This is a genomic window from Enterobacter cloacae complex sp. 2022EL-00788 (assembly GCF_026627565.1).
GTDB classification, from domain to species: Bacteria; Pseudomonadota; Gammaproteobacteria; order Enterobacterales; family Enterobacteriaceae; genus Enterobacter; species Enterobacter pasteurii.
This window is the reverse complement of sequence record NZ_JAPNMC010000002.1, coordinates 432534-455185: the sequence shown is the minus strand read 5'-3', so window position 1 is coordinate 455185 and position 22652 is coordinate 432534. Positions and strand designations below refer to the sequence as shown.

The 22652-nt window shown below is 56.9% G+C and carries 23 protein-coding genes; 11 read left to right on the top strand and 12 right to left on the bottom strand.

Features of this window, described 5'->3' with window-relative positions; genetic code table 11:
- Positions 1 to 61: 61 nt before the first annotated feature.
- Genes OWK27_RS04795 through hutI form a run of 3 tightly spaced genes read right to left on the bottom strand, consistent with a single transcriptional unit; the run spans position 62 to position 2974 of the window.
- Entirely contained in the window at positions 62 to 796 is a 735-nt protein-coding gene (locus OWK27_RS04795; RefSeq protein ID WP_176610852.1) for a histidine utilization repressor, read from the bottom strand.
- 19 nt (positions 797 to 815) lie between these two features.
- A complete protein-coding gene (gene hutG, locus OWK27_RS04790; protein WP_176610853.1) occupies positions 816 to 1754 on the bottom strand; it encodes a formimidoylglutamase in 939 nt (312 codons plus the stop codon).
- Positions 1751 to 2974 (bottom strand): imidazolonepropionase, encoded by a 1224-nt coding sequence (gene hutI, locus OWK27_RS04785; protein WP_267589927.1) that lies wholly within the window; start codon positions 2972 to 2974, stop codon positions 1751 to 1753. The genes hutG and hutI overlap by 4 nt, the downstream gene beginning before the upstream one ends.
- A 223-nt stretch (positions 2975 to 3197) precedes the next feature.
- Here hutI and OWK27_RS04780 point away from each other — a divergent pair, with 223 nt between their 5' ends.
- A complete protein-coding gene (locus tag OWK27_RS04780) occupies positions 3198 to 4481 on the top strand; it encodes a putative acyl-CoA thioester hydrolase (protein WP_176610855.1) in 1284 nt (427 codons plus the stop codon).
- Positions 4482 to 4534: 53 nt separating this feature from the next.
- Here OWK27_RS04780 and tisB read toward each other — a convergent pair whose 3' ends face one another.
- On the bottom strand, positions 4535 to 4624 hold the full coding sequence (gene tisB, locus OWK27_RS04775; protein ID WP_148420784.1) for a type I toxin-antitoxin system toxin TisB: 90 nt from the start codon (positions 4622 to 4624) through the stop codon (positions 4535 to 4537).
- Positions 4625 to 5067: 443 nt separating this feature from the next.
- The gene (gene pgl / locus OWK27_RS04770) at positions 5068 to 6063 is read right to left on the bottom strand and encodes a 6-phosphogluconolactonase (protein WP_267589926.1); all 996 of its coding nucleotides are present in this window, start codon (positions 6061 to 6063) and stop codon (positions 5068 to 5070) included.
- Between the two features lie 119 nt (positions 6064 to 6182).
- Between pgl and OWK27_RS04765 the strand changes: the two genes are divergently transcribed.
- Positions 6183 to 7001, top strand: a complete 819-nt coding sequence (locus tag OWK27_RS04765; RefSeq protein WP_148420786.1) for a pyridoxal phosphatase — start codon at positions 6183 to 6185, stop codon at positions 6999 to 7001.
- On the opposite strand, the gene modC is transcribed toward OWK27_RS04765, so the two are convergent.
- From modC to OWK27_RS04745, 4 genes are all read right to left on the bottom strand, one after another.
- On the bottom strand, positions 7002 to 8060 hold the full coding sequence (gene modC / locus OWK27_RS04760; RefSeq protein ID WP_267589925.1) for a molybdenum ABC transporter ATP-binding protein ModC: 1059 nt from the start codon (positions 8058 to 8060) through the stop codon (positions 7002 to 7004).
- A complete protein-coding gene (gene modB / locus OWK27_RS04755) occupies positions 8060 to 8752 on the bottom strand; it encodes a molybdate ABC transporter permease subunit (RefSeq protein ID WP_148420788.1) in 693 nt (230 codons plus the stop codon). Before modB ends, modC begins: the two co-directional genes overlap by 1 nt.
- Positions 8749 to 9525: a molybdate ABC transporter substrate-binding protein gene (gene modA / locus OWK27_RS04750; protein ID WP_148420789.1), complete on the bottom strand. Its 777-nt coding sequence runs from the start codon at positions 9523 to 9525 to the stop codon at positions 8749 to 8751. Before modA ends, modB begins: the two co-directional genes overlap by 4 nt.
- A gap of 178 nt (positions 9526 to 9703) precedes the next feature.
- Entirely contained in the window at positions 9704 to 9856 is a 153-nt protein-coding gene (locus OWK27_RS04745) for an AcrZ family multidrug efflux pump-associated protein (protein ID WP_003858549.1), read from the bottom strand.
- 127 nt (positions 9857 to 9983) lie between these two features.
- Between OWK27_RS04745 and modE the strand changes: the two genes are divergently transcribed.
- The 7 genes from modE to gpmA all read left to right on the top strand — a co-directional run bounded on the left by modE (position 9984) and on the right by gpmA (position 17767).
- Positions 9984 to 10772, top strand: coding sequence for a molybdenum-dependent transcriptional regulator (gene modE, locus OWK27_RS04740; RefSeq protein ID WP_252003296.1), 789 nt, complete (start codon positions 9984 to 9986; stop codon positions 10770 to 10772).
- Between the two features lie 67 nt (positions 10773 to 10839).
- Complete coding sequence (gene modF, locus OWK27_RS04735) at positions 10840 to 12312, top strand: molybdate ABC transporter ATP-binding protein ModF (protein ID WP_252003295.1); 1473 nt, start codon at positions 10840 to 10842, stop codon at positions 12310 to 12312.
- A 201-nt stretch (positions 12313 to 12513) separates the two neighbouring features.
- Complete coding sequence (galE, locus tag OWK27_RS04730; protein WP_148420792.1) at positions 12514 to 13530, top strand: UDP-glucose 4-epimerase GalE; 1017 nt, start codon at positions 12514 to 12516, stop codon at positions 13528 to 13530.
- Positions 13531 to 13539: 9 nt separating this feature from the next.
- Positions 13540 to 14586, top strand: a complete 1047-nt coding sequence (gene galT, locus OWK27_RS04725) for a galactose-1-phosphate uridylyltransferase (protein WP_267589924.1) — start codon at positions 13540 to 13542, stop codon at positions 14584 to 14586.
- Positions 14587 to 14588: 2 nt separating this feature from the next.
- Entirely contained in the window at positions 14589 to 15737 is a 1149-nt protein-coding gene (gene galK / locus OWK27_RS04720; RefSeq protein ID WP_148420794.1) for a galactokinase, read from the top strand.
- Positions 15731 to 16774 (top strand): galactose-1-epimerase, encoded by a 1044-nt coding sequence (gene galM / locus OWK27_RS04715; protein ID WP_267589923.1) that lies wholly within the window; start codon positions 15731 to 15733, stop codon positions 16772 to 16774. Before galK ends, galM begins: the two co-directional genes overlap by 7 nt.
- Before the next feature lie 240 nt (positions 16775 to 17014).
- Positions 17015 to 17767, top strand: coding sequence for a 2,3-diphosphoglycerate-dependent phosphoglycerate mutase (gpmA, locus tag OWK27_RS04710; protein ID WP_148420796.1), 753 nt, complete (start codon positions 17015 to 17017; stop codon positions 17765 to 17767).
- Positions 17768 to 17826: 59 nt separating this feature from the next.
- Here the strand turns inward: gpmA and aroG are convergent, their stop codons facing one another.
- Positions 17827 to 18879, bottom strand: coding sequence for a 3-deoxy-7-phosphoheptulonate synthase AroG (gene aroG / locus OWK27_RS04705; protein WP_148420797.1), 1053 nt, complete (start codon positions 18877 to 18879; stop codon positions 17827 to 17829).
- Positions 18880 to 19183: 304 nt separating this feature from the next.
- Between aroG and OWK27_RS04700 the strand changes: the two genes are divergently transcribed.
- On the top strand, positions 19184 to 19549 hold the full coding sequence (locus OWK27_RS04700) for a protein YbgS (protein ID WP_148420860.1): 366 nt from the start codon (positions 19184 to 19186) through the stop codon (positions 19547 to 19549).
- Between the two features lie 99 nt (positions 19550 to 19648).
- Positions 19649 to 20587 (top strand): CDF family zinc transporter ZitB, encoded by a 939-nt coding sequence (gene zitB / locus OWK27_RS04695; protein WP_242174769.1) that lies wholly within the window; start codon positions 19649 to 19651, stop codon positions 20585 to 20587.
- Here the strand turns inward: zitB and pnuC are convergent.
- Complete coding sequence (pnuC, locus tag OWK27_RS04690; RefSeq protein ID WP_242174770.1) at positions 20584 to 21303, bottom strand: nicotinamide riboside transporter PnuC; 720 nt, start codon at positions 21301 to 21303, stop codon at positions 20584 to 20586. The two genes, zitB and pnuC, sit on opposite strands and share 4 nt — an antisense overlap.
- A gap of 22 nt (positions 21304 to 21325) precedes the next feature.
- Entirely contained in the window at positions 21326 to 22369 is a 1044-nt protein-coding gene (nadA, locus tag OWK27_RS04685) for a quinolinate synthase NadA (RefSeq protein ID WP_267589922.1), read from the bottom strand.
- Positions 22370 to 22652 lie beyond the last annotated feature (283 nt).

Here is a 22652-nt window from a genome sequence, read left to right as displayed (position 1 = left end):
CCGGATTTAACAGAAAAGATACAATTTTGCTATATTGCGTTAGCGATCACGCTTATCGATCTTATGACATAAAGTGGCCCTGCAGCCGGTAGCGATTTCCCGGGAACAGCAGCTTCGCGTGCGACACAATTTGCGAGGATGACCAGGTACGGCGGCGGATCAGCAGGCAGGGATCGTGCTCTTTAATGCGCAACAGCTCGCATTCCTGCGGCGTGGCGCGCACTGCCTCCACAATATGCTCCCCTTCCGTCAGCGGGGCGACGAGGGAGAGATACGCATGCGGCGTCGTTTGCGTGTAATCCTGGTTAAGATAGTCCGGGATCAGCCCGGCGTTAACGCAGCGATCTTCAATTTGTACCGGAACGTCGTTCTCATAGTGCACCATCACCGAATGGAAGATGCGCGTGCCCTCCTTCACGTTCAGCTCAGCGGCCTGCCCGGCGCTGGCCTGCGTCTCCTCAAGCACCAGCACTTCGCAATGGTGCTGATGATGACGGGAGGTAATTTCATCGGCAATGCTGCGGATTTCAAACAGCGCCGATTGTCCTTTTGGCTCGGCAACAAAGGTTCCGACACCCTGCAAACGCACCAGCAGCCCTTCATCGGTAAGTTCGCGCAGCGCACGGTTGATGGTCATGCGGCTAAAGCCAAACTGCGCCACCAGCTCGGCTTCTGACGGAATGCGGTCGTGCGGACGCCAGACGCCCGCGGCGATTTTTTCACTGATCGCCTTTTTCACCTTTTCATAAAAAGGTGCGGGCGGGCTGGCCGGTTGCTGCGGTGAGCGTGAAAACATGCTGACTCCTGTAATGTTGTTATGCCCACCAGTGAGCTATTTGCCAGGCCAGTCGGGCGGCTAGCTTCGCGCCCTGACCGTCCCGATCGTAGTGCGGGTTAAATTCCACGAGATCTGCCGCCTGTAGTTTACCGCTTCGGCAGATACGCTCAATCACCGGCAAGAGATCCAGGGCCGGAACCCCCAGCGCCGCAGGGGCCGACACGGCGGGCATTTCTGCGCCGGGCAGCACATCGAGATCGATAGTGAGATAAACCCGGTCTGCCCCCGCGAGCACGCGGTCCAGGGAGGATAACGCATCGCGGCGAAAATGCAGATCTTCCACCAGCGTTACGTTTAGCCGCTCGGCTTCATCCCACAGCGCCTGCGTATTCGCCGCACGGCTTACGCCCAGGCAGGCGTAGTGAAACTCGCGCGATTGGGACGCGCAATAGTGCGCCAGCTGGCGGAACGGCGTGCCGGATGTCGCCCGATCAGCCTTGCGTAAATCCAGGTGCGCATCAAGGTTGATCGTCGCAACGCGTTCAGTGGCGAAGGCATCAAGCACGCCGCGCCCGTGCGCCCAGGCGGTTTCATGTCCGCCGCCGAAAATCAGGGTTCGCATCCCGGACTGCTGGCACGCGGTTACCGCATCGCTCAGCGCCCGCTGTGCCGCCTCCAGGGCGTTGCCTTCAACATAAACAGAGCCCATATCCACCAGCCGCGCGTGTCCCTGATGGCTTGCCATATTCGCCAGCGCGCCGCGCAGCACGTCTGGGGCCTGCGCGGCTCCGGGCCTGCCCTGGTTACGCTTTACCCCTTCATCACACTCAAAGCCCATCAGGGCGATGCCTGACGGCTCGGGGGAGAAGCGTTCACGCTGCCGTATCGTCTGGAAAAGGCGCTTTGCGGTGCTGGACTCGGCGCTGTCGTCACGCCCCTGCCAGACCTGCGGAGAAACGGGATGCCACAGCTTCATGCAATCTGCCCCCGGAATACGCGATGATATAAAGGATTACGCCCCGGCTCGTAAACCATCTCAACCGGATGATTGGCCTCCCAGACGACAAAGTCGGCCACGTAGCCCGCCTTCAACTGCCCGTGCGTCGCGCCGCGCCCCAGCGCCTGCGCGGCATGGCGCGTCACGCCTGCCCAGGCTTCTTCCGGCGTCAGGCCAAACTGGACGCAGGCCATATTCATCGCCAGATGCAGGCTGGCAAACGGGCTGGTGCCCGGATTGTAATCGGTGGCTACGGCCATCGGCACGCCCTGTTTTCTGAGCTGCTCCACCGGGGGACGCTGACGCTCCTGAAGAAAATAGAACGCCCCCGGGAGTAATACGGCGACCGTGCCGCTGTGCGCCATCGCCTGGATCCCCGCATCATCAAGATACTCAATATGATCCGCGGAAAGCCCCCTGTAGCGGCTGACCAGCGCCGCGCCGCCCAGGCTGGAGAGCTGCTCTACGTGCCCTTTAACCGGGATACCGAGCGCGGCGGCGGCCCGGAACAGGCGTTCGGTTTGTGCCGGGGTAAAGCCGACGTTTTCACAAAACACGTCCACCGCTTCAAACAGTTCTTTTTGCCAAAGCGCGGGAACGATCTCCTCACAGACCAGCGTCATATACGCTTCCGGATCCTGCCGGTACTCCGCAGGGACGGCGTGCGCCGCCAGCAGCGTCGGGCTGATGTCCACCAGGTTGTTCAGGCCGAGCTGGCGCGTAACCAGCAGCATTTTCTCTTCGGTATCGGCATTGAGCCCGTATCCCGATTTGATTTCAACGGTCGTTACCCCTTCGTTCATCATGCGCCGGAGACGCTGCTGCGCCAGAGCCAGCAGGGTTTCCGGTGAACTGTTGCGGGTGGCCGTGACCGTGGCGTTAATCCCGCCCCCCTGGGCGCTAATGGTCTGATACGATACGCCGTTAAGCCGCTGCTCCCATTCCGCCGCGCGGTCGCCGCCGAACACCAGGTGGGTATGGCAGTCGATCAGGCCGGGAGTGACCAGACGCCCGTTGAGATCGACACACTGGCGATGCCCGGAGGGGACCTCTGATTCAGGAATAACGGCCAGAATCGTTTGGCCACGCACCACGAGAGCATGCTGCTCTTTCAGGCCATACGGTTCCGGTTCGCCTGCAACCAGGGTTGCCAGTCGGGCATTTCGCCATATCACATCGTCGGGATGAATCTGCTGCATGTGCCTTCCACTTGTCATGGGTTGTATAGACATTTATTTTCATCTGCCGCCGACTGTCAACTGCCCTGAGGCAAAATGTTATTTATTTGTGATGACTTTCCCGTCCCCTCCGGGCAAAAGTGCAACTTTTCCCCTTTTTATCTTCCCGTTTCGCTCAACTTAGTATAAAAAAGCAGGCTATTTCGTCTATCCAGATAAGACTTGCATACCCAGGAGCATTACCTTGACTATTTCCAGGATTTCCCGTCTGGCGTTGGCACTTGCCTTTGGCGTGACTTTATCCGCGTGCAGCTCAACACCACCGGATCAGCAACCCTCTGAGCAGGTTGCTCCGGGCACCGCTTCCCGCCCTGTTCTGTCTGCGGATGAAGCGAAGAATTTCACCCGTGCGCACTATTTCTCGTCGATGGATCCAAACGCTGCCCCGTGGACGCCTTCTTCTATTAACCTGCCGAAACAGCCAGACTTCGTTGTTGGCCCGGCCGGGGCGCAGGGCGTCACGCACACCTCTATTCAGGCAGCGGTCGATGCGGCAATCACCAAACACAGCGCATCTCGTCAGTACATTGCGATCCTGCCGGGTGAATACGAAGGCACCGTGTACGTTCCGGCGGCCCCTGGCAGCATTACCATTTACGGCCTGGGCGAAAAAGCGGTCGACGTAAAAATTGGCCTGGCAATTGATTCAGAGCTCGACGGCGCGGCCTGGCGCCATCTGGTGAACCCGGCGGGCAAATACATGCCAGGCAAACCGGCGTGGTATATGTTTGATAAATGCCAGAGCAAGCGTGCCGCCACCGTTGGCGTGATGTGCTCGGCGGTATTCTGGTCCCAGAACAACGGCCTGCAGTTACAGAATCTGACCATTCAGAACACCCTGGGCGACAGCGTTGACGCAGGTAATCACCAGGCCGTGGCGCTGCGCAGCGATGGCGACAAGGTACAAATCAACAACGTCAATATTCTTGGCCGTCAGAACACCTTCTTCGTCACCAACAGCGGCGTGCAGAATACCCTCCAGAATAACCGCCTGACGCGCACCCTGGTTACCAACAGCTACGTTGAAGGTGATGTGGATATGGTGTCCGGTCGCGGTGCGGTGGTGTTCGAGAACACCGACTTCCGCGTGGTGAACTCGCGCACTCAGCAGGAAGGTTACGTGTTCGCGCCGGCCACGCAGTCTAACCTCTTCTATGGCTTCCTGGCCGTTAACAGCCGCTTTACGGCTGCCGGTGACGGCGTTGCGCAGCTTGGCCGCTCGCTGGACGTGGACTCCGCCACGAACGGTCAGGTGGTGATCCGCGACAGCGTGATTAACGAAGGCTTCAACGTGGCGAAACCGTGGGCAGACGCGGCGATCTCCAAACGTCCGTTCTCCGGCAACACCGGCACGGTGGATGATAAAGAGAAGGTGCAGCGCAATCTGAACGACGCTAACTTCAACCGCATGTGGGAATACAACAACCGCGGTCTGGGTAGCAAGGTGGTTGCCGAGCCGAAGCAGTAAAATAAGCGTAAAAGGGGGATTTTTAATCCCCCTTTTTACTGCGACTGGATACATCAGGTACCGAACTTAAGAAACGCATCCAATAGTTGCATAATTGCAACCATGAGTTGCAGGAACAGAATTGCCCATTCCACACCGCTCATACGCCACTCCTTTGGTATAGAGCACTTCTCCTCTGGCTTACCTTTCCGCTGCCTGTCGCCCGAGGTGTGTTGGTTATGTTTTGATGTGCTCCGCAGTTTAGGCACTGTCGGCACCACCCGACAGCCAGGACTTAAAAAGGATCCTGAATTGCGGAACTGCAACACATCAAACCAACGCGCAGAATAATATCAGACCATCACTGTACATAAAAACAGTTGTGGCGAGTTTAGGAATTTATAAAGGGTAAGCATATAATCAACTGATTTTATTACAGATATAGAGTTACCATCACGTCATAACTCCTTTTTTAGGCGGATGATGAATTTACATCATCCTAAGCCAATATTATGATGGCCGCGTTGGTTACGTTTTGATGTGCTCACCCGGCTACCACCGGGCGTAAAAAAACCTCGCATTTGCGAGGTTTTTTGCTTTCTGCGGATCAGTGCGCGTTAATCACAACCCACATTGGCCCCTGGCCGACCGCATAGCGTCCTTTCTCTTCCAGTAGCCCCTGCACGCCCTTGATTTCATACAGCGCGATGTGGTGGGATTTCTGCCCCGCCGCAATCAGGTATTTGCCGCTGTGATCGACATTAAAGCCGCGCGGCTGGGTCTCTGTCGGCTGGAAGCCCTCAATCGCCAGCACGCTGCCGTCTTCAGAGACGCTAAATACGGTGATCAGGCTGGAGGTACGGTCACAGGCATACAGGTGACGGCCATCCGGCGTGATATGAATATCGGCCGCCCAGCGGGTGTCGGAGAAGTCAGACGGCATCATGTCCAGCGTCTGCACGCACTCAATCTGACCGTTAGGATCTTTCAGCTCCCACACGTCTACCGAGCTGTTCAGCTCGTTTACCACGTAGGCATACTGCTGATTCGGATGGAAGACCATGTGGCGCGGGCCTGCCGCTTCCACGGTGGTCACTTCCGCCGGGCTTTGCGCGACCAGATGGCCGTCTTCGCTCAGGGTGAACAGACAGATGCGATCCTGCTTCAGCGCCGGCACCCACAGCGTGCGGTTATCCGGGGAAATGTTAGCTGAGTGGCAACCTTCTAGCCCTTCCACCACGTCGACCGTTTCAACCGGAATACCGTCTTCCAGGCGGGTGACGCTCACGCAGCCTGCATTGTAGGAGCCGCTGAAGATAAAGTTGCCCTTATGGTCGGTAGAAATATGGGTCGGGCTGCCCGGCAGCGGTGCTTCTGCGGTATAGGTCAGCGCGCCATCATCCGGGGAGATGCGGTAGGCCAGTACGCGAAATTCCGGGCGCACGCCGACATAAAGAAAACGTTTATCCGGGCTGACGACCATCGGCTGAACCTGGCCTGGCACATCAACAACCTGAACCAGCGTAAGCGAACCTTCTGTATTCAAACGCCAGACATGGATCTGCTGACTTTCAGGACTGGCGGTATAAACGGTTTGTTTCATGAATACTCCTGATTATTTTTAACGGTGAATGCTGAATTGTAGTTCGGGATTTTGCAGGGATCCGCTCTCGGTGTACCATCCCGACAGGCCTTAAATTCAACATTAACCCGGAAGAAAAAATGACCTCGCGAGTGATTGCCCTGGATTTAGACGGAACACTGCTTACCCCTCAGAAAACCCTGCTCCCCTCTTCTCTCGAAGCCCTAAAAAGAGCCCAGGAAGCGGGGTATCAACTCCTCATCGTAACGGGTCGACATCACGTTGCCATTCATCCTTTTTATCAGGCACTGGGCTTAGATACACCTGCAATTTGTTGTAATGGCACCTATTTGTATGATTATCAGGCGAAAAAGGTTTTAACGTCCGATCCGCTTCCCGTTTCTCAGGCGCTGCAATTGATTGATTTACTGGATGAGCACGCCATTCATGGCCTGATGTACGTGGATAACGCCATGATGTATGAGCGCCCGACCGGCCACGTGATCCGCACCAGCAACTGGGCGCTGTCCCTGCCGGAAGCGCAGCGTCCGGTATTCACTCAGGTGCCTTCCCTGCGCCAGGCGGCGGCGGATGTCGACGCCATCTGGAAATTCGCCCTGACCGATGAAGACACCACCAAACTTAATACCTTCGCTAAACATGTCGAGCACACCCTGGGCCTGGAATGCGAATGGTCGTGGCACGATCAGGTAGATATTGCCCGTAAAGGCAACAGCAAAGGCAAACGGCTGACCCAGTTCGTTGAGTCTCAGGGCTGGTCAATGCGGGATGTGATTGCGTTTGGCGATAACTATAATGACATCAGCATGCTCGAAGCTGCCGGCACGGGCGTGGCGATGGGCAACGCCGATGACGCGGTGAAAGCGCGGGCTGACGTGGTGATTGGCGAGAACACCACCGACAGCATCGCGCAGTATATCTATACCCACCTGCTGTAATCAGGCGGTGATGGAGACGCTCTTGATTTGCGCGTAGAGCCACAGGCCAGGCCTGATGCCTAACTCATCCCTGGCCCACGGGCTGATGCGCGCCCACAGCGTTCTGCTGCCCACCTCCAGCTGCACTTCTACCTGACCGTTATCGTCAAAACACTGCGCCACTCTGGCGCGCAGTATATTGCGGATACTGGTTTGCAGCGGCGGTTGCAGCACCAGAGAGACGTCCGACGCCTGAATGCGGATCCGTATGGTCGACTGTAGCGGCGTGTCGATTTTATTGACCCACAGATGCTGATCGCCCAGCGCCAGCGCGGTCATCGCATAGTGCGGATGGTGTTCCAGCACGCTCACCTTCAGAATGCTGCTCTGCTGCTCCTTTGGCAGCCATGGATGCATGACGCTGCTGCCCCACACTTCTTCCAGGTTACCAAAGGCCTTCACGCCGCCCGCTTCCAGCACCAGCACTTTGTCGGCCAGATGTAAGATCTCGTCCAGCGAATGGCTGACGTACAGCATTGGAACGTTGATTTCACGCGCCAGACGTTGCAGATACGGCAGCAGCTCGCGCTTGCGCGGAATATCCAGCGAGGCCAGCGGTTCATCCAGCAGCAGCAGTTCCGGCGCGGTTAACAAGGCGCGGCCAATCGCCACGCGCTGTTTTTCACCGCCCGACAGCGAAGACGGCAGGCGATCCAGCAGCGGCTCGATGCCCAGCAGCGCCACCAGCTTATCAAACTGTCCGGCCATGCTTTTCGCCATACCGTAGCGCAGGTTGCCGCGCACGCTGTAGTGGGGAAACAGGCGCGCATCCTGAAACACATAGCCGATGCGGCGCTTCTCAGGTGCAAGGCAGATCTTCTTTTCTGCGTCATTCAGGACGCGGTTATTCAGCACAATGCGGCCGGACTGAGGACGCGTCAGGCCGCTAATCGCATTAATCAGCGACGTTTTGCCCGCCCCGGAAACGCCAAAAATGGCGGTGATGCCGCTGGCAGGCAGCGTTTCGTTCAGCGTCAACGTGTGGTTGCCCAGAGTCTGGGTAAAGTTGAGTTCCAGCATCACTGTTTCCCCATCCGTTCACGGCTGAGGCGCGCCAGCCACTCAGACACCAGCAGCGAGACCAGGGCGAGCACGATCGAAATAATGCACAACCGGGCCGCCGCTCCTTCGCCGCCCGGCGTCTGAATCAGGGTATACATCGCAGACGGGATGGTACGCGTCTCGCCCGGAATGTTTGATACAAACGTGATAGTTGCACCAAACTCGCCCAGCGAACGGGCGAAGGCCAGCACCGTGCCGACGATAATGCCCGGTAACGTGAGCGGCAGCGTGATGGTCAGAAACACCCGCCAGCGGCCTGCGCCCAGCGTGCGGGCAGCCTGTTCTAAGCGGATATCAACCCCTTCCAGCGCCAGGCGGATGGCGCGCACCATCAGCGGGAAGGACATCACCGCCGCGGCAAGCACCGCGCCGCGCCAGCTGAAAGCAAAGGTGAGTCCAAACCAGTCGTACAGCCATTCACCGATAAAACCGCGCCTCCCCATTGAGACCAGCAGCAGATAGCCGACCACCACGGGCGGCAGCACGAGCGGGAGATGAAGAACGCTGTCGAGCAGGGCTTTGCCTGGAAACTTCACGCGAACCAGTAACCAGGCAAAGAACACCCCAAAGGGCAAGCTCAGCGCAACCGCCAGGGAAGAGACTTTCAGGCTCAGCAGCACGGCCTGCCATTCAGGTTCGGTCAATATCATTCGTGAGTCGTAAATCCGTAACGTTTAAAGATCGCGGACGCTTCCGGCCCCTTCAGGTAATCAACGAAGGCCGTCACGGTCGCATTTTTATGTCCATCAACTATCGCAACAGGATATTCCACTTTCTTATGCGAGTCTTCCGGGAAGGTGCCCACCACCTTCACGCCTTTACCGGCAACCGCATCAGAGCCATACACAATCCCGAGCGGGGCTTCGTTACGCTCTACCAGCGCCAGCGCGCCGCGCACGTCTTCCGCAGGTGCCAGCTTCGGCGACAGCGTCTCCCAGGCGCCCAGCTTTTGCAGCGCTTCCTTCGCATAAATCCCGGCCGGGACATGCGCGGGATCGCCTACCGCCAGACGGCCACCGTTGAGCAGACGGGTCCAGTCCGTCTGTTTGTTAATGGCGATGTCGCCCTGCCTGCTGTTTGCAGGCGCGATCGCCACCAGGCTATTTCCCAGCAGGGTTTCACGGGTGTCCGTTTCAACAGCCTTTTTCTCAACCGCGTAATCCATCCATTTCTGGTCGGCAGAGATGAACAGATCGGCAGGCGCCCCGGCTTCAATCTGGCGGGCCAGCGTGGACGAGGAGGCAAACGACGAAACGACCTCAACGTTTTTCTCTTTTTTGTATACCGCAGCAATATCCTGCATCGCGTTAGTCAGCGACGCCGCCGCAAAGACCGTGATTTTTCCCTCATCTGCCAGCGCGTGCCCGGTGAGTGAAAGCGTCAGCGTTGCCCCTGCGAAAAGGCGTACCCATGAACGTGCCATTTGAAGCTCCTGTGCGTATCGTTATATAAAAATAAATATAACGATATATCACAGGCGTTCCTAGCGCTAAATCGTACCGATTAATGAGTAAGCTCAAGGAACGTTGTAAATGATATCGGCGGAAAAGAGGGAAACTTGAGAGCAAAACGCCCGGGCTGGCCGGGCGTTTTGGAGGAAATTATTGCTGCTTTTTAGGCTGGTCCCGACGATGACCAATGTTCGAAAAGACGTTGAACACTTCACCCAGGCCGTAGATGGCACCGAGGATGATAGCCATCACTACTGGCACCATGATTACCGCGAATACCAGACTTTTCAACAACTCTAACATGGTTTTCTCCAGATCTTGTGAACGGCTTATTCTACCCTGAAAAGTAATAAAAACATCCCCTTTTGTGCGGTGCGCTTTGCGCATCAGGGCATTTGGGTCACAATAGCCTTTTTGCCGGGACACCGTTATGCAGGCCGAAATTCTCCTCACCCTACGACTTCAGCAGAAGCTTTTCGCCGATCCGCGACGCATCGCCCTGTTAAAACAAATAGAACAAACTGGCTCGATTAGCCAGGGAGCCAAAAACGCCGGCATCAGCTATAAAAGCGCCTGGGACGCGATCAACGAGATGAACACCCTGAGCGAGCAGACGCTGGTTGACCGTGCCACGGGCGGAAAAGGCGGCGGCGGCGCCGCATTAACGCGCTACGGGCAACGGCTGATCCAGCTCTACGATTTACTGGCACAGATCCAGCAAAAGGCATTTGATGTGTTAAGCGATGACGACAGCCTGCCGCTGGACAGCCTGCTGGCCGCCATCTCCCGCTTCTCGTTACAGACCAGCGCCCGTAACCAGTGGTTTGGTACGGTAACGGGACGCGATCGTTCCCCGGTGCAGGAGCACATTGAGATCCTGCTCGCAGACGGCACGACGCGCCTGAAAGCCGCCGTCACCGCGCAAAGCAGCCAACGCCTCGGGCTAAACGAAGGTAGCGAAGTGCTGATATTACTGAAGGCGCCCTGGATCGGCATCACGCGCTATCCCGAACATGCAGCAGAAGCGGATAACCAGCTTCAGGGAAGCATCAGCCATATTGAACGCGGTGAAGAACAGTGCGAGGTGCTGATGACCCTTGCGGACGGCCAGACGCTTTGCGCCACCGTTCCGGTAAACGACGCGGCTGAATTAGAAGAAGATGCTGTCGTGACCGCATATTTCAATGCAGACCGGGTGATTATCGCCACATTGTGCTAAGCGCATTGACAATCCATCCGACTCTGGGTATCCCTGACATCTGTTGCTGCAAAAAATGGGATAACACATGTCATCATTGCATATTTCGCAAGGCACGTTTCGTCTTAGCGATACCCGTACCCTGTCGCTGCCTGAGTTAACCTTACGCGCCGGAGAAAGCTGGGCGTTTGTGGGCACTAACGGCAGCGGAAAATCAGCGTTGGCCCGCGCCCTGGCGGGGGAACTAACCCAGCTGAAGGGTCAGCGCGAGTGTGGATTCACCCGGCTGACGCGCCTTTCCTTTGAGCAGCTGCAGAAGCTGGTCAGCGATGAGTGGCAGCGTAACAATACCGATATGCTCAGCCCTGGCGAAGAAGATACCGGCCGCACGACGGCGGAAATTATCCAGGATGAGATAAAAGATCCTGCCCGCTGCCGCCAGCTGGCGGAGCAGTTTGGCATTACCGCCCTGCTTACCCGACGCTTCAAATACCTTTCTACCGGCGAGACGCGCAAAGCGCTGCTGTGCCAGGCGCTGATGGGCGAGCCGGAGCTCCTCATTCTGGATGAGCCGTTTGACGGCCTGGACGTACAGTCCCGCGCACAGCTGGCCGCGCTGCTGGCGACGCTCAACCAGCAGGGATACACCGTTGTGCTGGTCCTTAACCGCTTTGATGAAATTCCTGATTTCGTACAGCACGCGGGCGTGCTGGCAGACTGTAGCCTGACCGAAACCGGGGAAAAAGCAACGCTGCTGCGCCAGGCGCTGGTTGCGCAGCTGGCGCACAGCGAAAAGCTGGACGGCATCGCCCTGCCGGAGCCGGATGCGCCATCGGCACGACGCGGGCTGGATCCCGATCAGCCGCGCATCGTGCTGCGCGACGGCGTGGTGGCTTATGACGATCGCCCTATTCTTAATCACCTCAGCTGGACGGTTAATCCGGGTGAACACTGGCAGATCACCGGCCCTAACGGGGCGGGTAAATCCACGCTGCTGAGCCTGATTACCGGCGATCATCCGCAGGGGTACAGCAACGATCTGACCCTCTTCGGCCGCCGTCGCGGCAGCGGGGAAACCATCTGGGACATCAAAAAGCACATTGGCTATGTCAGCAGCAGCCTGCATCTGGATTACCGCGTGAGCACCACGGTGCGCAACGCGATCCTCTCCGGCTACTTTGATTCCATCGGCATTTATCAGGCGGTATCGGATAAGCAGCACAAGCTGGTGCAGCAGTGGCTGGATATTCTGGGCATGGACAACCGGGTAGCCGACGCCCCGTTCCACGGCCTGTCGTGGGGGCAGCAGCGGCTGGCGTTAATCGTCCGCGCGCTGGTTAAACACCCTACGCTGCTGATTCTGGACGAACCGTTGCAGGGGCTGGATCCGCTGAACCGCCAGCTGATCCGCCGCTTTGTGGACGTGCTGATCAGCGAGGGGGAAACCCAACTGCTGTTCGTGTCGCACCACGCTGAGGATGCCCCGTCCTGCATTACCCACCGGCTGGAGTTTGTCCCTGACGGCGAGCGCTACCGCTATCTGCTCAGCAAAATCGATTAACTGCCGGAGGGCGCTGCCCTCCGCTTTTCAGATAACCTGCAACAATACATCTCTATCTCTTTGATCTAAAATGCACCCAGTCTGTGAAAAAGCGAGTTTGAAAAGCAGTGTAAACGATACCACTATTTTATCCCATGTCACACTTTTAGCGTCTCTGATATGCTATGGTTAATTCATACCATAAGCCTAATGGAGCGTAATATGCGAGTTCTGGTAACAGGTGGTAGCGGTTACATCGGAAGTCATACCTGTGTGCAACTGCTGCAAAGCGGGCACGATGTCGTCATCCTTGATAACCTGTGCAACAGCAAGCGCAGCGTGCTGCCCGTCATTGAACGTCTTTCGGGTAAACGACCGACCTTCGTGGAAGGCGATATCCGTAATGAAGCGTTAATGACCGAAATCCTTCGCGATCGCGAGATTGAGACCGTGATCCACTTCGCGGGCCTGAAGGCGGTTGGCGAATCGGTGGCTAAACCGCTTGAGTACTACGACAACAACGTTAACGGTACCCTGCGTCTGATTTCCGCCATGCGTGCCGCAAACGTCAAAAACTTTATCTTCAGCTCCTCCGCGACCGTCTACGGCGACCAGCCAAAAATTCCTTACGTTGAAAGCTTCCCGACCGGCACGCCGCAAAGCCCGTATGGCAAAAGCAAGCTGATGGTGGAGCAGATCCTGACCGACCTGCAAAAAGCGCAGCCCGAGTGGAGCATTGCGCTGCTGCGCTACTTCAATCCGGTTGGCGCGCATCCGTCAGGCGATATGGGTGAGGATCCGCAGGGTATTCCTAATAACCTGATGCCGTATATCGCGCAGGTGGCCGTGGGCCGTCGTGATTCCCTGGCTATTTTTGGCAACGATTACCCCACCGAAGACGGCACCGGCGTGCGCGATTACATTCACGTCATGGATTTGGCCGACGGCCACGTGGCGGCGATGCAGCAGCTGGCAGATAAACCTGGCGTGCATATTTATAACCTCGGCGCCGGGATCGGCAGCAGCGTGCTGGATGTGGTAAATGCCTTCAGCAAAGCCTGCGGCAAGCCGGTGAACTATCACTTCGCCCCCCGCCGTGATGGCGATCTCCCTGCGTACTGGGCCGATGCCACCAAAGCGGATAAAGAGCTTAACTGGCGTGTCACCCGCACGCTTGATGAAATGGCACAGGATACCTGGCACTGGCAGTCACGCCATCCGCAGGGCTATCCGGACTAAGGATTTGTCATGACGCAATTCAACCCCGTCGATCACCCGCATCGTCGTTTTAACCCGCTCAGCGGGCAATGGATTTTAGTTTCTCCGCATCGCGCCAAGCGCCCCTGGCAGGGCGCGCAGGAGACGCCTGCTAAACAGACGCTGCCTCAGCATGACCCGGACTGCTTCCTCTGTCCGGCCAATACGCGCGTAACGGGCGATAAAAACCCGGACTACAAAGGCACCTTCGTTTTTACTAACGATTTTGCGGCGCTGATGACCGACACGCCGGACGCGCCGGAAAGTCACGATCCGCTGATGCGCTGCGAAAGCGCCCGAGGCACCAGCCGCGTAATCTGCTTCTCTCCCGATCACAGCAAAACGCTGCCGGAGCTGAGCGTTGAGGCGCTGAAAGAGGTGGTGTCCACCTGGCAGGCGCAAACGGCGGAGCTGGGCCAAACCTACCCGTGGGTGCAGGTGTTTGAAAATAAAGGCGCGGCGATGGGCTGTTCTAACCCCCATCCGCACGGGCAGATCTGGGCGAACAGCTTCCTGCCAAATGAAGCCGAGCGCGAAGATCGTCTGCAAAAAGCGTATTTCACCCAGAACGGCTCACCGATGCTGGTGGATTACACCCGGCGGGAGCTGGCGGACGGCAGCCGTACCGTGGTGGAAACGGAACACTGGCTTGCCGTGGTGCCATACTGGGCGGCGTGGCCGTTTGAAACCCTGCTGCTGCCAAAAGCGCCTGTTCAGCGCATTACCGACCTCAGCGACGCCCAGCGAGACGACCTTGCGCTGGCGCTGAAGAAGCTGACCAGCCGTTACGACAACCTCTTCCAGTGCTCCTTCCCGTACTCCATGGGCTGGCACGGCGCGCCGTTTAACGGCGAAGAGAATCAACACTGGCAGCTGCATGCCCATTTTTACCCGCCGCTGCTGCGATCCGCGACGGTACGTAAATTCATGGTGGGCTACGAAATGCTGGCGGAAACCCAGCGTGACCTGACGGCGGAACAGGCGGCAGAGCGTCTGCGTGCCGTTAGCGACGTCCACTACCGCGAATCAGGAGTCTAAAAATGAGTCTGAAAGATAAAACACAATCCCTGTTTGCTGAAAAATTTGGCTACCCTGCCACCCACGTTATCCAGGCGCCCGGCCGCGTTAACCTGATCGGTGAGCATACCGACTACAACGACGGTTTCGTGCTGCCATGCGCCATCGACTACCAGACGGTCATCAGCTGCGCGAAACGCGACGATCGTAAAGTACGGGTAATCGCCGCGGATTACGACAACGAAATTGACGAATTTTCCCTCGATGCGCCGATCGTCACCCACGAGAGCCAGCAGTGGGCCAACTATGTTCGCGGCGTGGTGAAGCACCTGCAAAAACGCGACAAGAATTTCGGCGGGGCCGATCTGACGATCGGCGGCAACGTGCCGCAGGGTGCGGGATTGAGTTCATCTGCATCGCTGGAGGTCGCGGTCGGCACCGTGTTCCAGCAGCTTTATCATCTGCCGCTGGACGGCGCGCAGATCGCCCTGAACGGTCAGGAAGCGGAAAACCAGTTCGTGGGCTGCAACTGCGGCATTATGGATCAGCTGATCTCCGCGCTGGGCAAGAAAGATCATGCGCTGCTGATTGACTGCCGCTCCCTCGGAACCAAAGCGGTTCCGTTGCCGAAAGGGGCAGCAGTGGTGATCGTCAACAGTAACTTCAAGCGTACCCTGGTGGGCAGCGAATACAACACGCGTCGCGAACAGTGTGAAACCGGCGCGCGTTTCTTCCAGCAGCCGGCCCTGCGCGATGTTTCGCTTGAGGAGTTTAACAAGGTCGCCCACGAGCTGGATCCCGTTGTCACGAAGCGCGTGCGTCATATACTGACGGAAAATGCCCGTACTGTAGAGGCCGCCTCCGCGCTGGCGAAAGGTGACCTGAAGCGGATGGGCGAGCTGATGGCAGAATCTCATGCCTCCATGCGCGACGATTTCGAAATCACCGTGCCGCAAATCGACACGCTGGTTGAGATTGTAAAAGCCACGATTGGCGACAAAGGCGGGGTACGCATGACCGGCGGCGGGTTTGGCGGGTGTATCGTCGCCCTGATGCCGGAAGAGCTGGTCCCTGCCGTCCAGGACGCCGTGGCTAAGCAGTACGAAGCCAGAACGGGCATCAAAGAAACTTTCTACGTCTGTAAAGCATCACAAGGAGCCGGACAGTGCTAAACGAAATACCTACACTCGCACCGGATGGTCTGCCGTATCGCCTGTTAACCCTGCGCAACAGCGCCGGGATGGTGGTTACGCTGATGGACTGGGGCGCAACGCTACTTTCTGCCCGCGTGCCGATGCCTGACGGCAGCGTGCGCGAAACCCTGCTCGGCTGCGCGTCGCCAGAGCAGTATATTGAGCAGACCGCCTTTCTTGGCGCCTCCATAGGCCGCTACGCCAACCGCATTGCCAAAAGCCGCTTTGAGCTGGACGGCGCTGGATATTCTCTGCTTTCAAGCCAGGGCGAGAATCAGCTGCACGGCGGACCGGAAGGCTTTGATAAGCGCCGCTGGAAAATTGCGCAGCAAAATGACGGCGAAGTATGGTTCTCTCTGGACTCCCTTGACGGAGACCAGGGCTACCCGGGCAATCTCACCGCGACCGCTCGCTTCACGCTGACCGAGGATAACCGCATCGTCATTGAGTACCGCGCAACGGTCGATAAGCCGTGTCCGGTCAACCTGACGAACCACGCCTATTTCAACCTCGACGGTAGCCAGAGCGATGTCCGCAGCCATAAGCTGCAAATCCTGGCGGAGGAATACCTGCCGGTCGATGAAGCAGGCATCCCTTATCAGGGGCTGAAACCGGTAAGCGACAGTAGCTTCGATTTCCGTCAGCCGAAAACCATCGCGCAGGATTTCCTGAGCGATGACGATCAGCGCAAGGTGAAAGGTTACGACCACGCCTTCCTGTTGCAGGCAAAAGGCGATCTTGCTCAGCCTGCCGCACGGGTCTGGTCCGCTGACGAGAAACTACAGATGACGGTGTACACCACCGCTCCTGCCCTGCAGTTCTACTCCGGTAACTATCTGGGAGGTACCACGGCACGCGAGCACAACGACTACAGCGACTGGCAGGGGCTGGCGCTGGAAAGCGAGTTTCTGCCGGACAGCCCTAACCATCCGGAATGGCCGCAGCCGGACTGCGTGCTGCGTCCAGGGGAAGAGTACGTTAGCGTCACCGAATACCATTTCGTTACGCGCGCTTAAGCCCGGTGGCGCAAGCGTAGCGCCGCCCTGCAAAAAGCGTCAGGCCCTCTCCGTGAGGGCTTTTTTATACGCGTTTTGCTGAAAATAGCGACGATTGCAGACAAAATCATAACCCTGGATTCACATGCATCTTACACTCTCGAACTATTTTCGCTATGGTTAGGGTTAAGCGTTGCTGCTGGCACGGTCACGGCAATATAATGAGAATTGTTATCATTCAAAATGCTTGAGGAGTAAGAAATGGCTAATACTAAGCTTGTCCTGGTGCGCCACGGCGAAAGCCAGTGGAACAACGAAAACCGCTTCACCGGCTGGTATGACGTTGATCTGTCCGAGAAAGGCGTAAGCGAAGCGAAAGCGGCGGGTAAGCTGCTGAAGGAAGAAGGCTTCACCTTTGACTTTGCTTACACCTCTGTGCTGAAACGTGCCATCCATACCCTGTGGAACATTCTGGACGAGCTGGATCAGGCCTGGCTGCCGGTTGAGAAATCCTGGAAACTGAACGAGCGTCACTACGGTGCGCTGCAGGGTCTGAACAAAGCGGAAACCGCAGAAAAATATGGCGACGAGCAGGTTAAGCAGTGGCGTCGTGGTTTTGCGGTAACTCCACCAGAGCTGACCAAAGATGACGAGCGTTATCCGGGTCACGATCCGCGTTACGCGAAGCTGACCGAAGCCGAGCTGCCGCAGACCGAAAGCCTGGCGCTGACCATCGATCGCGTCGTGCCTTACTGGAACGAAACCATTCTGCCACGCCTGAAGAGCGGCGAGCGCGTCATTATCGCGGCTCACGGCAACTCCCTGCGTGCGCTGGTGAAATATCTGGACAACATGGGTGAAGATGAAATCCTCGAGCTGAACATCCCTACCGGCGTGCCGCTGGTGTACGAGTTCGACGAAAACTTCAAACCAGTTAAACATTACTATCTGGGTAACGCTGACGAAATCGCTGCAAAAGCCGCGGCCGTCGCCAACCAGGGTAAAGCGAAGTAATTTTCGCGGACATAAAAAAAGCGTGGAGCAATCCACGCTTTTTTATTGCCTGGGGACAATTAGCCGCGACGCGCTTTTACCGCCCCGGCCAGCTGGCGCAGGATCGCGTCGGTATCATCCCAGCCAATGCAGGCATCGGTCACGCTCTTGCCGTAGACAAGCGGCTCGCTGCCCTCAAGATTCTGGTTGCCTTCCACCAGGTGGCTCTCAATCATCACCCCAATGACCGCGTGCTCACCGCCGGCGATTTGCTGACAAACATCCGCACCGACTTCCATCTGCTTTTTGAACTGTTTGCTCGAGTTCGCATGGCTGAAGTCGATCATCACCCGCGGCTCCAGGCCCGCTTTCTCCAGCCCGGCCTTCACTTCCGCCACGTGTCTGGCGCTGTAGTTTGGCTCTTTGCCGCCGCGCAGAATGATATGGCAGTCACCGTTACCGCTGGTGTTCACGATGGCGGAATGGCCCCACTTGGTTACCGAGAGGAAGCAGTGCGGCGCGCCAGCCGCGTTGATCGCGTCAATGGCGACCTTGATGGTGCCGTCGGTGCCGTTTTTGAAACCAACCGGGCATGACAGGCCAGACGCCAGCTCGCGGTGAACCTGAGATTCCGTGGTACGCGCGCCAATCGCGCCCCAGCTCATCAGGTCAGCCAGATACTGCGGCGTGATCATATCAAGAAACTCTCCGGCAGCAGGCAGCCCGCTGTCGTTGATCTCCAGCAGCAGCTTACGCGCAATACGCAGGCCGTCGTTGATCTGGAAGCTATTATCCATATGCGGATCGTTGATCAGCCCTTTCCAGCCCACGGTGGTACGCGGTTTTTCAAAATAGACGCGCATCACGATTTCCAGCTCGCCTTTCAGCTCTTCGCGCAGGGCGAGCAGGCGCGCCGCGTACTCTTTGGCCGCGGCAGGATCGTGAATGGAGCATGGCCCAATCACCACCAGAAGACGATCGTCGCTACCTTTCAGGATCTTGTGGATCGCCTTGCGGGCATGTGACACCGTGTTGGCGGCATTTTCGGTGGCGGGGAATTTTTCAAGTAGCGCTACGGGAGGTAATAACTCATTGATCTCTTTAATACGTAAATCGTCGTTCTGATAATTCATCTTGTTTCCGGCTCTGCCATATCTTTAGTAATGAAAGCAATGCTTTCAATCTAACTTGTCGGCCACGAAGTGTAAACGGGCTTTTACACTTCGCGCAGATAATTCCTGGAATTTACCAAAAATACGCAACAAAATAGCGAAAAATGAGATCTGGCCTAAGCTTTTTACTTGTAACGACTGATTTTAAATATTTATACGCGATCCCATTCTGACATTGCTCGGGAGTACGGGATCTTTCGCCACTGAACAAGATGCACTGTTGGAGAATGTTATCCAGCGTAACGATAAGAACAGGAGCACCATGATGAAAATGACGAAACTGACTACGCTTTTCCTGACGGCAACCCTTACCCTGGCAAGCGGCAGCGTACTGGCAGCCGATGCAAACTCTTCAGGCTCTACCAGCAACGGCGATGCTAATGCCGCTGCTGCTGCGGGCCAGGTCGCCCCGGATGCAAAAGAGAATATCGCCCCTAATAAGGTTGATAATAACGACATCAACACCGGCCACACCAACACCGGCGGGACAAATACCGGCACGATGAACCATGACGGCATGACCACTGACGAGGTTCACAAAAACTCAATGTGTAAAGACGGGAAATGCCCGGACCCGAATGACAAAGTAGGTAGCGATGCCGATACCAAAACGGACGGCACCACCCAGTAATCATCGGTAAGATGAAATAAGGAGAGCGCGTGCTCTCCTTTTTTATTTAAGCTCTTAAAAACGCTACACTAAAAATAATAATAAATCAGGAACGATACCATGGCGCACTCCCACTCTCATTCTTCCCCTTCCGGCGATGAAAACGCCAAACGGCTTCTGCTGGCTTTCGGCGTCACCGCCACGTTTATGGTGATCGAGGTTATCGGTGGATTGATATCCGGATCGCTGGCCCTGCTGGCCGATGCGGGGCATATGCTTACCGACGCCGCCGCCCTGCTGTTTGCCCTGCTTGCCGTGCAGTTTGCCCGCCGTCCCCCCAATGCTCGCCACACGTTTGGCTGGCTCAGGCTGACAACGCTTGCCGCCTTCGTAAATGCGATTGCGCTGGTGGTGATTACCCTTCTTATCGTCTGGGAAGCTATTCAGCGCTTCATGCATCCGCAGCCGGTAGCCGGGACGACGATGATGGTCATTGCCATCGCCGGGTTACTGGCCAATATTCTGGCATTCTGGATTTTGCACCGCGGCAGCAGTGAAAAAAATCTGAACGTGCGGGCTGCGGCGCTGCATGTGTTGGGCGACCTGCTGGGCTCGGTTGGTGCGATTGTGGCCGCGCTGATTATTATGGGTACCGGATGGACACCTGTTGACCCGATTCTGTCGGTGCTGGTGTCGTGCCTGGTGTTACGCAGCGCCTGGCGCCTGTTAAAAGAGAGCGTGAATGAGCTTCTGGAGGGTGCACCTGCGTCCCTGGACATCGGCGAGCTCAAGCGCAATTTGAGTCGCTCCATTCCTGAAGTGCGTAACGTTCATCACGTTCACGTCTGGCTGGTAGGCGAGAAACCGCTCATGACGCTGCACGTTCAGGTTGTTCCGCCCCACGATCACGACGCGCTGCTTGAACGTATTCAGCACTTCCTTGAGCATCACTACGAGATTGCGCACTCCACCATACAGATGGAGTATCAGGCGTGTAGCGGGCCAGACTGCCACCTGAACGAGGCGCAGTCCGGCCATTCACACGCGCATCACCATTAGCGGGAAAGCGCGCGAGAGCCTCGCTCACGCGCGCTGTTAATCCACATGCGGCTACCGTTAAGGGCGATAAAGGTCAGCAGCATGTATTCCAGCGACATGGCATAAACGCCCTGACGGGCAAAAATCACCACGCTAATCACGTTGATGACCACCCACAGCAGCCAGTTTTCCACGTATTTACGGGTCATCAGGATCATTGCGGCAATTGACAGCACCATCATGCAGGAATCCCAGAACGGGAAGGCGTCCGGCTGAAGCGCAGGCATGGTGACGTTTAACCCCATACCGGACATCACCGAAACCGCCACGCGCGTCAGGAAGGCAAATACCGGATCGATAAAGACGGTCATTAAGCCGATAGCGACCACGCAGACAGCGAGCCAGGCGATGGCTTTGGGCAGCGGCAGCCAGCGGATTTGCAGTTCCGCCTCCTGCTGACTGTTTTGCCGCGACCAGGCATACCAGCCATAGATATTGGCCGCAAAGAAGAACAGCTGCAAAAGCAGGCTGGCATAGAGCTGGATCTGGAAGAAGATGATTGCAAACAGCGTGACGTTAATCAGCCCGAACGCATAGTTACCGATCTTCTCAAGGCTGGCCAGCCAGATGCAGAGCAAACCGGCCAGCGTACCCACCGCCTCAATCCACGACAGGTCATAGCCGCCCGCACCAATCGGGATGTGAACCAGGATGTTCTGTGTGCTAAAAAAATCCATTTTTTCTCCGGGGCGTAACAGGTTAAGTACGTAGTGTAGCCGCAAAATCCAGCATACGGTTAAGCGGAATTAATGCACCTTCACGCAGAGCAGCATCCACATGGATCTCATGCGCAGCCCCGCCGTTTTCCAGCCCCTCCGCAATGGCTTTCAGGCCATTCATCGCCATCCACGGGCAGTGGGCGCAGCTGCGGCACGTCGCCCCTTCTCCGGCGGTGGGGGCTTCGAGCAGTTCTTTTTCCGGTACGGCCTGCTGCATCTTGTAGAAGATACCGCGATCGGTCGCCACGATGAGCTGCCTGTGCGGCAGGGTTTTTGCGGCACTGATAAGCTGGCTGGTCGAGCCGACGGCATCCGCCATATCGACGATTGACTGCGGGGATTCCGGATGCACCAGGATAGCGGCGTCCGGGTATAGCCCTTTCATGCGGGTGAGTGCCTGGGTTTTAAACTCGTCGTGAACGATACAGGCCCCCTGCCAGCACAGCACGTCAGCACCGGTCTGTTTTTGCACGTAGTTACCGAGATGGCGATCGGGTGCCCAGATGATTTTCTCCCCCAGGCTGTCCAGATGTTCAATCAGCTCAACGGCGATGCTGGACGTAACCACCCAGTCTGCACGCGCCTTTACCGCGGCGGACGTGTTGGCATAGACCACGACGGTCCGGTCCGGATGAGCATCGCAGAAGGCTGTGAATGCATCTGTCGGGCAGCCAAGATCGAGAGAACATTCCGCACTCAGCGTCGGCATCAGGATCGTTTTCTCAGGGCTCAGGATTTTTGCCGTTTCGCCCATAAACCGCACGCCAGCGACCAGAAGCGTGGAAGCGGGATGTTTAGCACCGAAGCGCGCCATCTCCAGGGAATCCGAAATGCAGCCGCCCGTCTCTTCGGCCAGCTGCTGAATTTCCGGGTCGGTGTAGTAATGCGCCACCATCACCGCATCTCGCTCTTTCAGAAGGCGCTTGATTTTCTCACGGTAGAACTGCTTTTCATCCCGGCTTAGTGGCGCTGGCTTCGGCGGAAAGGGATAAACCGCGGCTTCTGGATCAAACATCACACTCATTATGGCTTCTCGTTTTACTGGCTTAACAATATTGCCTTTGTTTTGCAGGAGATAGCAAAAATGATGGCAACGGTGTTTTATATACTAAACAAGATAGCGAATTCGAGTCGAAATGTCATCGTGAATTGATGCCTGCAGCATTTGTCGGGCAACGGCCGGGGAACGACAGATAGCAAAAAAGCGCCTTTAGGGCGCTTTTTTACACTGGTGGGTCGTGCAGGATGACTCGGCTTCGCCTCGCCCTACGGGCCGTTGCTGAAGCAACTTTATCCTTCACGCTTAA